Raw genomic sequence first — 16,081 nt, forward strand, 5'->3', positions numbered from 1 at the left:
TTCTCATCCAATCAAAATGAAAAAAAGTCTTATTGCACTCTCTTTTGGAGGCTTAACAATCGGTATAACCGAATTTGTAATGATGGGTCTTCTTCCTGATATCGCTTCAGATATGAAAGTTAGTATTCCTGTTGCCGGATATTTAATTTCAGCTTATGCACTTGGAGTCGTTATTGGCGCTCCTTTATTAGTAATACTTGGAAGAAATTTTCCACCTAAAAAAATGCTTTTAATTTTAGCTTTAATGTTAACGATTTTTAATGCGCTTTCGATTATTGCACCTTCTTATAATTTTTTATTTGCTTCGCGATTTTTATCGGGATTACCGCATGGAGCGTTTTTTGGAGTGGGTGCAGTAGTCGCAAGCCGTTTGGCCGATAAAGGAAAAGAAGCACAGGCGATCGCGATTATGTTTTCGGGTTTAACCCTGGCTAATTTAATTGGGGTTCCTATCGGAACTTATATTGGACATAACTTTATCTGGCGTTATACTTTTGTATTAATTGCTATTGTGGGGCTGTTAACCTTTTTACTTATTTCTTTATGGATGCCAAAGCTGGACAAAGGAGAAACAGTAAATATGAAAAAACAATTAGAGTTTTTCAAAAGAACCGAAGCTTGGTTGATTATCGGAATCACTGCCATTGGTTTTGGAGGATTATTTGCCTGGATTAGTTATATCGCTCCTTTATTGATTAACGTTTCGAAATTTGGCGAAGGCGATGTTTCGTATATTTTAATTCTTGCAGGACTTGGAATGGTTGTTGGAAATTTTGCCGGAGGAAAACTGGCAGATAAATATTCACCTGCACCAACCACTTTAGCCTTGTTGTTTGTCATGTCAATCGATTTGGTTTTGGTTTACTTCTTCTCATCAAATCAATATGTTTCTTTGTTTTTGACATTCTTAACGGGGGCAATTTCTTTCTCGGTTATTGCACCAATTCAAATGTTGATGATACGAACTGCAAAAGGGGCAGAGATGATTGCTTCGGCTTCTTTACAGGGAAGTTTTAATATTGGAAATGCTCTTGGAGCTTTCCTAGGAGGATTACCTTTAACAGCCGGATATAGCTACGAATCTCCAAATCTTATAGGAGTTGGAATGTCTATTGTTGGAATGCTGATAACGGTAACATTAATAAAAATACGCAAGAACGATTTGAAACTTCAAAGCGCATAAATTTTATATCACTATAAATATCAAACCCTTAGATTATTTCTAAGGGTTTTTTTATGCCCAAAATTTATTTTAGGATTTGTTTAGGGTTTTGAATGCTTGTTTTAGAACTGTAATAGATACACAAAAACAAGTTGAAGATTCTTTTTTTGAAAGAAAAACTTGTTAAAAATGATGTCTGTTAAAAATTTTATTTGATTTTTTCAGTCATATTAAATGTTAAAAATACACTTAAAAATTTATTAAATTGTAAGCTTGTAATCGATTGTTTTTTTAGATAAAATCATAACAAATCATCGAATTACGATAATATATTTAATATTTATATATCGATAAAATTACATAAGTCGTATAAAAAAGCTGTTTTATTTTTGATATGTAATTCTATTTATGAAATTTTTATGAATTTTAATTTTTTATATAAAAAAAATATCTATGTTTGTGTAATCGATTACAACTTTTTGAAACATTGTTAATAGAAGTTTCGATTCTTACAAAAACAGAATGATTAAAATTCCAAAATAGTGTAGACCTAATCTTTGTGAATAATTGCAGAGACTGGGCTGACAAACAAAAAAAGAAACCACAAAAACCACTTTTAAACAATTTACTAACTTAAACAAACAACCATGAATTTTAAAGATTTATTAAACAAGGGAGCAAATCATTGCTTTGCATTTGTTTTTTTATTGTGCTTGCTGTTGAGCAATCGAGCAAATGCTCAGACAGTGACAATAGAAGGAACCGTTAAGGATGCAGCCGGACTTTCTTTGCCAGGGGTTAATGTACTGGAGAAAGGAACGAAGAACGGGACTTCTACAGATTTTGACGGCCACTATAAATTAAAATTAACCAATCCAAAAGCGGTTTTAAGCTTTTCATTTATAGGATTTAAAAGTATTGAAATACCTACAGAAGGAAAAGCCAAAGTAAATGCAACTATGTCTGAAGATTCAAACAACTTAAATGAGGTTGTAGTAATTGGATATGGAACTTCAAAAAAATCTGATTTAACGGGTGCGGTGGCGACATTTTCCGGAAATGAAATGCGTAAAATTCCTGTTCCTAACGTAGCAGAAGCCTTAACGGGACGTATAGCGGGAGTTCAGGTAACTTCTTCGGAAGGTTCTCCGGATTCAAACGTTCAGATTAGAATTCGTGGAAACGGTTCTTTAACGCAGGATGCTTCGCCGTTGTACATTGTAGATGGGTTTCCGGTAAATAATATTAATGATATTTCTTCTTCTGATATCGATACAATGACAATCTTAAAAGATGCGTCATCTACGGCAATTTATGGTTCAAGAGGTGCGTACGGAGTTGTTATTGTTACGACTAAGAAAGGTAAAGATGGTAAAATCTCCGTAAACTATAATATGTTTTACGGTATGAAAAAACTAGCCAATACTATTGATGTTACAGCTCCGGAAGATTATGTGAAATGGCAGTATGAGTACGCTTTGCTTAAGGATAGTGCAAACTTAAACTCTTATGAGAAATATTTTGGATCATGGAATGATTATGACATGTACAAAGGCATGAAAGGGAATGACTGGCAAAGACAGGTTTTTGGGCGTACAGGTGAAGTTCAAAGCCGTGACTTATCGATTCGCGGCGGTTCAGATAAAATGAACTATAATTTCAATTATGCTCATTATGATGAAAAAGCGATCATGGACGGATCAGATTTTAATAGAAATAACTTGTCGCTGGCTTTAAACAGTAAAGCCTCTGATAAAGTTGATTTGAGTTTTACAGTTCGTTATTCAGATACAGAAATTAATGGTGGGGGAATGAATGAGCAAAATGAAGTTTCATCGGCAGATTCTCGTTTAAAAAATATTGTGGGATATGCTCCAATTCCGGTTCCGGGTTTAACAACTGATGATACTGATGAAGCGGTTTCGGATAATTTAACACATCCTTTTGTGGCTATTGCTGATACTGACCGCCAGCAGTTTAGAAAAAACTTTAATATGCTGGGAAGTTTTTCATGGAAACTTACTTCAGATTTAGTGTTTAAAACAGAATTAGGCTGGGATAACTACAATTATTTAGATTATCGTTATTTTGGGCGTTCTACTTATTATGTAAAAAATAATCCGGCGGCAGAAAGACAAGGTATGCCGGCTATGATAATGGGAGACAGAAAAGATACTCGTTTTAGAAATGCCAATACGCTGAACTATGATTTGAAAAAATTCGTTGGAGAAAATCATAGTTTAAAAGTACTTTTTGGTGAGGAGTCTATTGAATACAAAAGAAACGATGTAAATACTGCTATTCATGGTTATCCATTGACTTTTGGTTTAGATCAGGCAAAAAAATTAACGACTCAGGGAACACCGGTTTCAGTGGATAATTTCTATTTTCCAGATGATAAATTACTTTCATTCTTTGGTCGCGTAAATTACGATTATAAAGATCGTTACCTTTTTACAGCAACGTATCGTGCGGACGGTTCAAGTAAATTTTTAGGAGATAATAAATGGGGATTTTTCCCGGCGGCTGCGGCAGCATGGAAAATTTCGGGAGAGGAATTTATGAAAAATGCTTCATGGGTTAATTTGCTTAAACTTAGAGCAAGTTATGGTGAAGCAGGAAACAACAATATCCCGACAGGACAAATGGTTCAGAGTTTTACCTCTACAACATCTACTTGGATTAATGGTGTTGATAATTACTGGGCGCCTTCTAAAACAATGGCAAACCCAGACTTGAAATGGGAAACTACTGTGACGCAAAACTTAGGTTTAGATTTCGATTTGTTTAAAAACCGTGTTACAGGTTCTGTTGAGGTGTATAAAAACGTTACAAAAGATTTATTGATCAACTTCCCAATTTCTGGAGGATATGATTTTCAGTTCAGAAACATGGGTGAAGTTCAAAACAGCGGAGTTGAAGCCACTTTAAATCTTAACCTAATTGAAAGAGAGAAATTCGGCGTAAGCTTATCGCTTAATGCTGGATTCAACACCAATAAAATTAACTCACTTGGTGTAATGAGCAACTTTGGTGCAAGTTCTGGATGGGCTTCAACGGCTATTGGAAATGATTATTTAGTAAACGTAGGTCAGTCAATAGGTGTTATGTACGGATATAAAAGTGACGGACGTTACGAAGTATCTGATTTCAATTATAATGCAGGAGCTTACACTTTAAAAACCGGAGTGCCAGATGGTACTACAATTGTTGGGCCTATGAAACCAGGTGCAATGAAATTGAAAGATATTGACGGCGATGGTAAAGTAAATGCAAACGACCTTACTGTTATAGGAAATGCTAACCCAAAAACTACAGGTGGTTTTGTACTGAATGCAAATGCGTATGGATTTGATCTTTCTGCAGCATTTAACTACAGCATTGGAAATGATGTCTATAATGCAAATAAAGTTGAATTTTCTACTTCAATTCCAAATGGACAATATAGAAATTTAGATACTGAAATGGCTGACGGGACAAGATGGACAAACTTTGATCCTAACACAGGACAATTAGTAACAGATCCTGCAGCACTTACTGCCTTAAATGCAAATACTACAATGTGGTCTCCTTATATGCCGCGTTATGTTTTTAGTGACTGGGCTGTTGAAGACGGGTCTTTTTTAAGACTTAATACTTTGAGTTTAGGTTATACTACACCAAATGATTTAACTTCTGCTTTAGGCATTTCTAAGTTAAGATTTTACTTAACTGCCAGTAACGTATTTGTCTGGACAAAATATACCGGACAAGATCCTGAAGCTTCAACAAGAAGAAATACACCGTTGACTCCTGGGGTTGATTATTCAGCTTATCCAAGAAGCAGACAGTTGATATTTGGTTTAAACCTTAATTTTTAATTCAGTAAAACTTTCACAAGATGAAACATAAAATAGTAATCGCAGGAATGTTTGTTGCAAGTCTTTTTTGTTCTTGCTCAGATGACTACTTAGATGCTCCGGCACAATCAACATTAGACGAATCAGTTATTTTTTCCAGTCCTGATTTAGCTGCAGGAGCAGTAGACGGAATTAAAATTCCGTTTGCAGAAACTAACTCTTACAGAGGTCGTTTTCTTCCTTTTTATGGATTAAACACCGATGTAGAATGGTATAACTCTTCACAAACCGTAAGTGATGCATCAGATTTATGTACGTATGATGCAAAGGCAAATAACTCTCAAATGAATACAACCAACAATGCATGGGCAATGATGTATTCAGGAATTGAGCGTGCCAATCTTTGTGTTCGCGGTTTACGTACTTATGGCAACCCAACACCGGGATCAGACTTAGGGTATTTATTAGGTGAGGCTTTAACATTGAGAGCTATTTATTATGCTGATTTGGTAAAAGCTTTTGGAGATGTTCCGTATCGATTTGAGCCATTAACAAATGAAACACTTTATATAGGAAAAACAAGCCGTGACGAAATTTACAAGCAGTTGCTTAAAGATTTAGCTGAAGCTGCAACATTAGTACCGTGGCCTGGAGAAACTACAGCAACAAGCAGTGTAGAAAGAATCAATAAAGCATTCGTAAAAGGATTCCGTGCTCGTTTAGCAATGGCTGCGAGCGGTTATCAGCAATATCCTGACGGAGTAAGAAGAAGTACAGATCCGCAGCTTTCTGTTGCCAATATGTACGCATTGGCATTGGCAGAATCCCGTTCGGTAATTGAAAGCGGATCTGCACATTTAGAATCTTCTTTTGAAACATTCTGGAGAAAATACAATCAGGAATATTTAGTTGCAGGAGGAGAATCACTATGGGAACTTCCATTTTCAGAAGGTAGAGGACGTATGTTATTTACATTTGCAGTACGCCATACTACAGATGATCAATTTCATGCAAACGGACCAAACCGCGGGGGAACTGCAGGGCCGCTTCCTTTCGTTTTTTATGACTATGATCAGGCAGATACACGTAGAGATGTAACCTGCGTTCCGTACAAATATGGAACAGCCGTAAATAATATTGCAAAACAAGAATTAGGAGCTTTAAATACATGGTATTTTGGAAAATACCGTTACGAATGGATGACCCGCAGAGTTACTTCAACAAATGATGATGGCGTAAACAAAATTTATATGCGTTATGCTGAGGTTCTTTTAATCGCCGCAGAAGCAGCTAACGAATTAGAAGGTCCAAGTGCAGCAGCTCCGTATTTAAAAGAAATCCGCAGAAGAGCATTTCCGGTCGCAGCTCAGCCAGTAAAAGTAGATGCTTATGTAAGTGCCTTAACAAGTAAAGATGCCATGTTTAAAGCATTGGTAGAAGAAAATAAATTTGAGTTTACAGGAGAAATGGAACGTAAACAAGCCCTTATTCGCTGGAATCTTCTTAAAACAAAACTAGATGAAGCCAAAGTTAAAATGACAAACTTATCGCAGCGTTTGGGCGAATATGCTACAGTGCCAACAACCTTATATTATAAATTTAAAGCTGATAACGTGAGCTTGGATATTTACGGATTAAACCGTGGAGAAACTGCTAATCCGGGAGCTGCTTATACTTCTTTTGAGTGGACATGGACAGGTGCTGCTACCGATACAAAAATCAACAGTTTGTATAAAGCGGGCGTGAATCCTGATAACAGACAATTCTGGCCAATCTGGCAAGTGTTTATTGACGGAAGTAACGGTAAATTAACTAATGATTAGGGTTATTAATCTCATACAATTATTTATTAATTATAAGGTATCATGTTTATGAAAACAAAATATATAATAAAAGGATTAATAGCTTCAATCGTGTTGACAGCTGTTATTTCGGGCTGTGAAAATTATAACGAAGAAGTTGTAGACAGCATAAATGCAAGCAGGGAATTTTCTCCAATTGGTTTAACGGCAAAAGTTAGAAACCAGACTACAGTTGAGTTAAACTGGTCAGTAAAAGAAGAAGAAAACCCAGATCACTATATAGTAGAATTTAGTGCAGATGATCCGGACTTTAAAACGATTTTTAAAACCATGAACGTTACACCGGAACAATTGCCAATTCAGGTTGCATTAGAAGGTGAAACAGTTTATTCGATTAGAGTAAAATCAGTTGGTTCAACAGGATTGGAAGACTCAAAATGGTCTGTGGTAACCGCAACTACGCTTTCAGAACAAATTTTCTTCCCGGTTCAGGATGCTGATATCGATGCTAAATTCGTTACTTTGAAATGGACGCCAAATAGCAACGTTACACAAATTTCTGTTGCTCCAGGTAATGTCATTCATACGATAACACCTGCAGAAAAAACGGCAGGAGTAGCGATAGTAGACGGACTTACTGGTGAAACAGCTTATACAGCAACATTATTAAACGGAACTAAAACAAGAGGAACGGCGACATTTACAACCGGAATCGATATTACGAACGGTATTGTAGTGAATCCGGGAGATGATTTAGCAGCAAGTATTGCAGCCGCGCCTGCCGGTTCAAGATTGTTGTTAATGCCGGGAACTTTTAGTACTACTGGCGAAATAATCTTAAATAAATCACTTATTATAAGAGGATTCAAAACAGGTGACAAGCCAAAACTAAATGTCAAGTTTACGGTTAATCCGGGAGTTACAAATCTTTCTTTAGTAGATTTAGATTTGAATGGGAAAGATTTAACCAATGCAGCTGTAATAACAATCAGCGGAGCTGCATCAACTTATGGAGATATTTTAATAAGTAAAAGTAATATTCATGATTATCTTCGTGCTTTAATTTCTGCCAACGTAACAAATGCAAAAGTAACATCATTTACAGTTGATAACAGTATTGTTAAAAATGTAAATACAAATGTTGGTGCTGATTTTATCGATTTCAGAAATACCTACATTGCAAGCATAGTACTTAAAAACAGTACATTCGACAGTTGTTCTGCATCCCGTGATTTTATTAGAGCAGATGCGGCAGCTAACTTATCTGGAACAGGTTTAGTAACCAATAGTTTAATTGATAAATGTACCTTGTATAATGTATCAAATTTAGCAGCTCCAAAAAGAATCTTATATGTTCGATTCTTAGATAATGCTTCAACAGTAAAAAATACTTTAATAGCAGGAACAAGCGCTATTTATACTAATCAGGCTAATACTGAGCAGCCAGTATTTAGTAAAACCTATTATTACAACGCAGCAAGTTTTATGGATGCAACGATTCCTTTAAATAAAATCGATGCCTCAGGAACAACAGCAGACCCACAGTTTGTAAATGCAGCAAGTGGTGACTTTACAGTAAAAAATCAAACCCTGATCGACAATCAAATTGGAGATCCACGCTGGTTAGATTAATAATTCATTGTTTTTTTTCATATTGGTTTAGAAAGGGATGCAAACAGCATCCCTTTTTGTATAAAATAAACCCGTTAAGACCTGCGGAAATCCGTGTGCCAATTACACACAATATTCTCAAACCGAGTCTGCGACTAAAAAACTCATTCAATCTCCAAATCAAATTTCTCAAGCAGCCCCGCAAGGGCAATATGTGAAACCTTAGTTCCTTTAATTTTATTTTCAGAAGGATCAAAAGCGTAATTTCGAGACGATCTAAAATCAGTTTTCTCCAGAATACATTCCACAAAAGTAGCATTCGATAAATCACAGTTTTTAAAAACCGCCAAAGACAAATCAGTATTCGAGAAATCGACATCTTTTACAGAACAGTCAATAAAATTCGTTTTCTTTAATTTCTTATAAATAAAAGTCGAATAATCTAAAAGGCAATCCTGAAAACTCATGGAAAACAAAAAGCTGTTACTCGCGCTGAAATCCAAACCCATCAGTTTACAGCCCAAAAACCTGATGTTTTTTAATCCTGTGTTTTTCAGAATCGCCAATGAAAGATTGCAGTTTTTAAAAGTAGAATCCAAAAAATCATTATGGCTTAAATCACTTTTAGAGAAGTTGCAATTGATGAATTCACAGTTTACAAATTCAGTATTCGATAAACTTTGATCAGCATAATCTACCGTATCAAAAGTTCGGTTTTGGTATAATTTTGTTTCCATTAAAGGGTATGAAGAAATTGAAAAATTGGAGAAATGAGCATGATTTTATTCTAATTCAATACAATCAAAAATGCCATTGTTTTGAATTAAATTAGGAATATCAAGTTCGCTGTCGATTCTTAAAATATTATCGCAGTCCTCGAGATCAAAATTCCATAATGTATTTGGGAGTAATTCCTGAAGCAGGGCAGAAGCCGACTCAAACTTGGATCGGTTGTCAACGGAAGTTTTAAAAACATAAATCATAATATGCATTTTTTGAGATGCAAATTTCAGAAAAATGTATTGTTATTTATTAGGATGCAATAATCAATAATTAGGATTTATCAATCATTTTTCGATATTGAATAGGACTAATTCCTTCATGTTTTTTAAAAAACCGACTAAAGTACGATTGATCTTCAAGTCCTACTTGTATTGCGATTTCACTTACAGAAAGAGTGGTCTGAAACAGGAGATATTTAGCTTCAAGCAATATGGTCTCGTCAATCCATTTTGCTGCCGATTTTCCGGTAACCGTTCGAACCGATTTATTCAAATGGTTTGGCGTAACACTGAGCAGTGAAGCATAATAATGAACAAAATGATGGGTTTTAATATGTTCATGAATTAGTTCCTTGAACTTATTTGTAATAACTTCTGCGGCCGAAATACTTTTAGGACTCTTAACCGAATTTTTATTCATTTCATAAAACAAAGCAATCAAATACGACTGCACAATATTCAGGTTCGCACTCTCCGTTTCTGAATATTCTTTTTGAAGCCGATTCAAAATAGCCGTAATATCAGGAACATCTTTGCTCGCAAAAGAAACTTTTGGATTACCAGATATTTTCATGAAATCAAATTCATTAAGCATTTCACGGCTGCCGTATTTTCCAATTAAAATATCAGGATGAAACTGGCAGATAAAGCCTTTGTGTATACTATTCACATTATCAAGAGAGAAAATCTGACCAGCCGGAACCATAATCATTTCGTTATCTGTAGTGATGTATTCCTGATAACCCAACTTCATAACATGCTGACCCGAAGTAATAAAAATTAAAGTGTGACAGGAATGTTTAGAAGGCGGTACCGGATATTGCATCTGCATGATTTCCTCAATCTCCAAACAGAAAAAATGATCCGAATTTGATTTGAAAAGCAAATGAATAGGATTGTCTTCTCCCAAAAACTTCTCCCGAAATCTTGAAGGATTATACGTTTTTATTTTCTCTGTTGTCTTGACTTTCATACTTAATAATACAATCTAAAATCAAGTAATTTGCAAAGCGCATAATGTTTTTGGTACAAATCTTCTACTACTTCTGTAAGATCATCGTTTTCCTGATACAAACTAAAAAAAGCTTTATCAATAGTACTGCAGCTGGCAATTTTATTATAAGTAGATCCGTAACCCGAAATGGCGCGCGCTCCGGTTATATCCAGAAAGTATTGCGCTTCTTCGTCGTTGAGGTCGAGTCTTTTTTTATTGGCAAAATGAATAATCTTTCCTTTCATTTTTCCCTCAAAAAGTTCAGCTATTTCTTCGAGGCTGTAGTAATAATCATGAAGGCAGATGTTGTTTTCCTGTCCCGGCATTACAAGATAAATGATTTCATAATCCTTAAAATTATGATCGTCATAAAGCAGCGTGTTCAAGCTTTCTTCTAAACCTTCAATTGTATCGCAGGCTTTATAAATACTTGCAATTCCCTGGTCAATAGCAATTTCTTCCAAATTTTTAACCACATCAGTAGTCGTAACGGTATCTACGTCCTGTACGCCTTCAAGGCAGAAAATAAATTTTTCATTATCCATACAAATGTCTTTTCGGTTCTTGGGAAAACTGCTTTTGACAAATATATTTTTTTATATGGAAAAACCGCTATTTGATTGGGATTTTAACGTGTTTTTTAGAATTAGAAGAAATACATTAAATAGAAAAAGTTTTTAAACGTATTTTTGCGGACAGAAAATCCAAATTAAACATGATCCAAATTAATCAAAACCAATCCTTTTCCATCGACGATATATTATTTTCTTTTGCTCTTGAATCAGAAGCGGCAGAAGTTTTTAAAAATTATAATACATTGATTACTGGGATTGGAAAAGTTAATGTAGCGTATGAATTGTCTAAAGCTATTCAAAATAAAAAACCTGCATTAATAGTTAATTTAGGATCAGCGGGAAGCAGTTTTTTTCAAAAAGGAGACGTTATTTGCTGTACTAAATTTGTACAAAGAGATATGGATGTTCAGGGATTAGGTTACGCACAATATGAAACGCCATTATCAGGACTGCCTCCAGTTCTGGAATATGGTTTGAAAATGGATAACCTAAAAGAAGGAATTTGCGGAACTGGCGATAATTTTGAAATGGGACATTGTTCTGATGCCTACAATGTTGTAGATATGGAAGGTTATGTTTTAGCCATGATTGCAATGAAAGAAAATATTCCGTTTTTATGTCTCAAATACATTTCTGATGGCGCCGATGATAATGCTGCCGAAGACTGGTTTGTTCAGGTGCATAAAGCTGCCGTAGCTTACGGCAAGATTTTGGGATTGAATAACGAAGATGTTTTAGTATAGAATAAAAAGCGGTTATTAAGCCGCTTTTTTTATACTCACTTTTTCTTCTAAAAGCTTAATCTGCTCCTCTGAACAAAGAATTTGTTCCCTAAGATCATTTCTAAAAACCTCAATCAAATAATGAAAAGTCATTTCTTTCATTGCAGATTTTTTGATAAGTCCTTTTTTAAAATCTAATTTTCTTTCTAATACAATAGCCCTGTAAGATCTCCCACTTAAAGTTGTGTAGGATATATCTTGTCCTTTTTCAAAATTCATTGCTTTAGCTTTTTCGATTCTTTATTTATTATTCGCTAATACAGTAGTCTCAATTTTATCAAAAAAAGAATTGAAAAATAATCTTAAGGGGGTTATAAAAATTTTTCATAACTGTTAGTGCAATGTATAAATATTCAAAAATTTTGGACCAGGTATTTATACCTGTTTTTAAACTTTAACTCTTTTATTTTGAGGAGAATAATTATTAAGAAAAGCTTTGTTATTGTTGGCTTTGGCTTCAATTTTTGATACAATTTAGAACACTAATTTTCAACCCTTCTCCATGCCAAATCCCTAATTTTGAAATGATGAAATTTCATTTCAAAAACAAATAAAAAACGTCAAAATGGTACACGAAAGAGTGATGGAGAAATTGGCAATTTTAGCCGATGCAGCAAAATATGATGTTTCGTGTTCGTCCAGCGGCAGCAAACGGGAAAATAAAGGTAAAGGACTTGGCGATGCAATGGGAAAAGGAATCTGTCATGCGTATACCGAAGACGGACGCTGCGTTTCGCTGCTTAAAATTTTACTGACCAATCATTGTATTTTCGACTGTGCGTATTGCGTGAGCAGAAAAAGCAATGATGTAAAACGCGCCGCTTTCACGGTTCAGGAAGTGGTGGATTTGACGATTGGTTTTTACCGTAGAAATTATATTGAAGGTTTGTTTTTGAGTTCGGGTATTTTTGATAATCCTGATTATACAATGGAGCGTTTGGTTAGAATCGTAAAGAAACTTCGGTTAGAAGAAAACTTTAATGGATACATTCATTTAAAAGCGATTCCGGGCGCGAGCGACGAATTACTAAAAGAGGCAGGACTTTACGCAGATCGTTTAAGCGTAAATGTCGAAATGCCAACAGAGCAGAGTCTTAAATTACTGGCTCCCGATAAAAATCATATCGATGTGATCAAACCAATGGAATATCTCAAAAATGAAATCGTTGGTTATAAAGAAGAAAAAAAACTAAACTACAAAGCGCCGCTTTTTGCTCCGGCAGGTCAAAGTACGCAAATGGTTATTGGCGCAACAAAAGAAAATGACATGGAAATTCTAGGAATGGCCAATTATTTCTACGAACAAATGAACATGAAACGCGTTTATTATTCGGGATATGTGCCCATTAGTTATGACAATCGACTTCCGGCAATTGGAACACCTGTTCCCATGATTCGGGAAAACCGCTTGTATCAGGCCGATTGGTTAATTCGCTTTTACGGATTTAATGTAAATGAAATTGTAGGTTTCGATCAGCCGAATCTTGATTTGGATATTGATCCAAAACTCGGCTGGGCTTTGCGAAATTTGAATCAATTTCCGGTTGATATCAATACTGCCGATTTAGAATTGATTCTCCGAATTCCCGGAATTGGAGTTTCAAGTGCCCAAAAGATTGTCGCCGCGAGAAAATTTAAAAGATTGCAGCCCGAAGATTTACAAAAATTAGGAATCGCTTACAGCAGATCAAAATACTTTTTGGCTTTTGCTTCACCATTTCAATTGCAGCGGGATTGGACTTCTATCCAAATAAAAGATCATATTTTAAATACGCAGAAAAGCAAATACAAAAACGATTTTTCGAATCAGCTTTCTTTATTTTAAACCCAATGACACAAATAATTTACGATAGCACTTTTGAAGGCTGGCTTTCGGCTGTATTTGAAATCTACGAACTTAAACTCGAAGATGTGGTTTTTGCTAAAAGTGAAGTTTCAAATGCGTTGCTTTTTTCGGATAAACATTTTGTAACAACAGATTTAGTAAAAGCAAAACGGGTTTTAAACGGATTGAAACAAAAGCTATCAAAGGAAGGTTTTGCGAATATTTACAGAGCATTTTTATCTGAAAATGATAAAATTGACGAAACCTTATTTCAATACGTAAAATATATTTTTTCGAGTTCCATAAATGTCGAAGGTGATTTATCTAATTCGGCAGTTTTAGAAGTTAGAAAAGCCGCTCACTTAACCGGAAGAGAAAGCCACCGAATGGAAGCTTTTGTAAGGTTTAAATTGACCAAAGACAATTTGTATTACGCAATCGTAGAACCCGACTGCGATGTTTTGCCTTTAATAGAACGTCATTTTAAAAACCGCTACGCCGATCAGCGCTGGTTAATTTATGATGCCAAACGCAAATACGGCATTTACTATGATCTCGAAAATACAACATCAGTACAATTAGAGTTTAATGCTGATTCCAATTCTTCTAAATTTTTAGCCGAAATATGCGATGACGACGAAGAATTTTTTCAGAATCTCTGGCGTCGTTATTTCAGCAGTGTTAATATTGAATCCAGAAAAAATACCAAACTGCATTTACAACACATGCCAAAACGTTATTGGAAAAATTTGACAGAGAAAATCCCGAATTTGAAAAAGTAATAATTCGGGTAAAATTAATCTTCTACGGGCAATACTATTTTACAATCCATAAATGAAATTTCGGGATTCCATTCAATCGTCCAGTCGTACATTTGTTTTAAAACCGGAAGAAAAGATTTTCCTTTTTCTGTTAAAGAATATTCTACTCTTGGCGGGACTTCTCCGAATTTCTGTCTGAGAATAAAACCATCCTCTTCAAGTTCACGAAGCTGATCGGTTAATACTTTCCTAGAAACACCTTCCATAAAGAAAAGTAGTTTTCCAAAACGTACGCTTTTATTAGCCAGTAAATACAGGATAAGAGGCTTCCATTTAGTGCCAATGATATTTATGGTGTGAAGCATTGCACAAGAATCTTTGTTCTCAAATAGTTTTCGTGCCATAAGTTACTTTTTAGTTACCGCAATTTTTCTTAAATCAATTTACATTAGTTGCAAATATAAACTATTGATAGTTTATTTGTAGAACTATTGTAAACAAAAGTACTTAAGAAGTAATAACAAGCCATTTTTCTGCAGAAAAAACGACTGAAAAACATGTAAAATTATGAAGACAAATAATGAAGAAATGGTGAAAGGATTGACAACATCCGAAATAGAATCAATTAAAACTTTTTATGCAATTTGGGGAACAAAACAACCGGAATTATTAGATGAAATCTGTACGCCGGACTGGAAAGATATGCCGCTTTTACCCAATCAGGCGGCAGGTCCAAAAGGTTTACAAGATATTATTAAAGGTTTTACAACTAATTTTCCCGATATCGAAATCAATATTTTAGAAATTTTCGGAACACATGAACGTGCGGGGGTAAGGGCAGAAATTGTATTTACACACAATAAAGAATTGATTGGTATACCGGCAACGAGCAAAAAAGTGTCGGTAGCAATACATGAATTTCATTATTTAAAAGATGGAAAAATAACGCATACCTGGCATTTAGAAGACTGGTTTGGTTTACTAATGCAAAGCGGCGGATTTAAACCCAATAATTAATTTAAGATAAAGAGAAAAAATGAACAAATTATATAAAACAGCCGTTATAACGGGAATAAGCAGCGGAATAGGTTTAGCGTTGACTAAAAAATTGCTGGACGAAAATTTTAATGTAATAGGAACAACAAGATCAGGAAAATTAGATGATTTTTCGCATTCGAATTTAAAAGTGATTCCATTAGAAGCTACCAATCAGGAAAGCAGAAATAATGCGATTAATGAAATTTTAGCGATTACAACAGATATTGATTTACTGGTAAATAACGCTGGAATTGCTCCCGATGCTTTTTCAAATCAACCTGATTTTGATTCCTTTACCGAAACCATTAATACAAATGTGACGAGTGTAATTTTCTTTACAGAATCATTATTAAAAAATATTAAAACGGGCGGAAAAATTGCTTTTATTTCAAGCAGTATGGGATTATTAAAAAATGCAGCTCCAAACGGAACAGCTTATCGATTGTCAAAAAATGCCATTAATATGTATGCGGCAATGCTGGCAACAAGAGTAATTGATAAAGAAATTATTGTAACACCAATTCATCCGGGCTGGGTTCAAACTAAATTAGGTGGAAATCAAGCGCCATTTACCACAAAAGATTCTGCAGACGGAATTTATAACGCTATTCTTTTAAACATAGAATCGGGTAAATTTTGGGACATTACCATTCCCGGTATCGATTAATTGTTTCTAAATTTGAAGCCAATT

The 16,081-nt window shown here is 34.9% G+C and carries 15 protein-coding genes; 9 read left to right on the forward strand and 6 right to left on the reverse strand.

The window, feature by feature from the left end; genetic code table 11:
• Positions 1-16: 16 nt before the first annotated feature.
• The 4 genes from J2Y38_RS14205 to J2Y38_RS14220 all read left to right on the forward strand — a co-directional run bounded on the left by J2Y38_RS14205 (position 17) and on the right by J2Y38_RS14220 (position 8,435).
• Positions 17-1,183, forward strand: coding sequence for an MFS transporter (locus tag J2Y38_RS14205; RefSeq protein WP_309843653.1), 1,167 nt, complete (start codon positions 17-19; stop codon positions 1,181-1,183).
• 725 nt (positions 1,184-1,908) lie between these two features.
• A complete protein-coding gene (locus J2Y38_RS14210) occupies positions 1,909-5,022 on the forward strand; it encodes a TonB-dependent receptor (protein WP_309843654.1) in 3,114 nt (1,037 codons plus the stop codon).
• Positions 5,023-5,042: 20 nt separating this feature from the next.
• Positions 5,043-6,824, forward strand: coding sequence for a RagB/SusD family nutrient uptake outer membrane protein (locus J2Y38_RS14215; protein WP_309843655.1), 1,782 nt, complete (start codon positions 5,043-5,045; stop codon positions 6,822-6,824).
• 48 nt (positions 6,825-6,872) lie between these two features.
• Entirely contained in the window at positions 6,873-8,435 is a 1,563-nt protein-coding gene (locus tag J2Y38_RS14220; RefSeq protein WP_309843658.1) for a DUF5123 domain-containing protein, read from the forward strand.
• A 143-nt stretch (positions 8,436-8,578) separates the two neighbouring features.
• Here J2Y38_RS14220 and J2Y38_RS14225 read toward each other — a convergent pair whose 3' ends face one another.
• From J2Y38_RS14225 to J2Y38_RS14240, 4 genes are all read right to left on the reverse strand, one after another.
• Positions 8,579-9,151 carry a pentapeptide repeat-containing protein gene (locus J2Y38_RS14225; RefSeq protein WP_309843660.1) on the reverse strand — a complete coding sequence of 191 codons (573 nt, stop codon included), beginning with the start codon at positions 9,149-9,151 and terminating at the stop codon, positions 8,579-8,581.
• A gap of 45 nt (positions 9,152-9,196) precedes the next feature.
• On the reverse strand, positions 9,197-9,397 hold the full coding sequence (locus J2Y38_RS14230; RefSeq protein ID WP_053472362.1) for a hypothetical protein: 201 nt from the start codon (positions 9,395-9,397) through the stop codon (positions 9,197-9,199).
• Between the two features lie 70 nt (positions 9,398-9,467).
• Positions 9,468-10,388 (reverse strand): helix-turn-helix domain-containing protein, encoded by a 921-nt coding sequence (locus J2Y38_RS14235; protein ID WP_309843662.1) that lies wholly within the window; start codon positions 10,386-10,388, stop codon positions 9,468-9,470.
• Between the two features lie 2 nt (positions 10,389-10,390).
• Positions 10,391-10,954: a DUF6642 family protein gene (locus tag J2Y38_RS14240; RefSeq protein ID WP_053472360.1), complete on the reverse strand. Its 564-nt coding sequence runs from the start codon at positions 10,952-10,954 to the stop codon at positions 10,391-10,393.
• A gap of 170 nt (positions 10,955-11,124) precedes the next feature.
• On the opposite strand from J2Y38_RS14240, the gene J2Y38_RS14245 reads away from it, so the two are divergent.
• On the forward strand, positions 11,125-11,727 hold the full coding sequence (locus tag J2Y38_RS14245) for a nucleosidase (RefSeq protein WP_309843663.1): 603 nt from the start codon (positions 11,125-11,127) through the stop codon (positions 11,725-11,727).
• Between the two features lie 15 nt (positions 11,728-11,742).
• Here J2Y38_RS14245 and J2Y38_RS14250 read toward each other — a convergent pair whose 3' ends face one another.
• Positions 11,743-11,985, reverse strand: a complete 243-nt coding sequence (locus J2Y38_RS14250) for a hypothetical protein (protein ID WP_309843665.1) — start codon at positions 11,983-11,985, stop codon at positions 11,743-11,745.
• A 346-nt stretch (positions 11,986-12,331) separates the two neighbouring features.
• On the opposite strand from J2Y38_RS14250, the gene J2Y38_RS14255 reads away from it, so the two are divergent.
• Both J2Y38_RS14255 and J2Y38_RS14260 read left to right on the forward strand, forming a co-directional pair.
• Positions 12,332-13,591 (forward strand): putative DNA modification/repair radical SAM protein, encoded by a 1,260-nt coding sequence (locus tag J2Y38_RS14255; RefSeq protein WP_309843667.1) that lies wholly within the window; start codon positions 12,332-12,334, stop codon positions 13,589-13,591.
• Positions 13,592-13,596: 5 nt separating this feature from the next.
• Complete coding sequence (locus J2Y38_RS14260) at positions 13,597-14,373, forward strand: TIGR03915 family putative DNA repair protein (RefSeq protein WP_309843669.1); 777 nt, start codon at positions 13,597-13,599, stop codon at positions 14,371-14,373.
• A gap of 14 nt (positions 14,374-14,387) precedes the next feature.
• Here J2Y38_RS14260 and J2Y38_RS14265 read toward each other — a convergent pair whose 3' ends face one another.
• The gene (locus J2Y38_RS14265; protein ID WP_309843670.1) at positions 14,388-14,756 is read right to left on the reverse strand and encodes a helix-turn-helix domain-containing protein; all 369 of its coding nucleotides are present in this window, start codon (positions 14,754-14,756) and stop codon (positions 14,388-14,390) included.
• 163 nt (positions 14,757-14,919) lie between these two features.
• Here J2Y38_RS14265 and J2Y38_RS14270 point away from each other — a divergent pair, with 163 nt between their 5' ends.
• Both J2Y38_RS14270 and J2Y38_RS14275 read left to right on the forward strand, forming a co-directional pair.
• A complete protein-coding gene (locus J2Y38_RS14270; protein ID WP_309843673.1) occupies positions 14,920-15,369 on the forward strand; it encodes an ester cyclase in 450 nt (149 codons plus the stop codon).
• 19 nt (positions 15,370-15,388) lie between these two features.
• Complete coding sequence (locus J2Y38_RS14275; protein WP_309843675.1) at positions 15,389-16,057, forward strand: SDR family NAD(P)-dependent oxidoreductase; 669 nt, start codon at positions 15,389-15,391, stop codon at positions 16,055-16,057.
• The last annotated feature ends 24 nt before the right edge of the window (positions 16,058-16,081 follow it).

Source organism: Flavobacterium sp. 2755, assembly GCF_031455715.1.
Lineage (GTDB): Bacteria > Bacteroidota > Bacteroidia > Flavobacteriales > Flavobacteriaceae > Flavobacterium.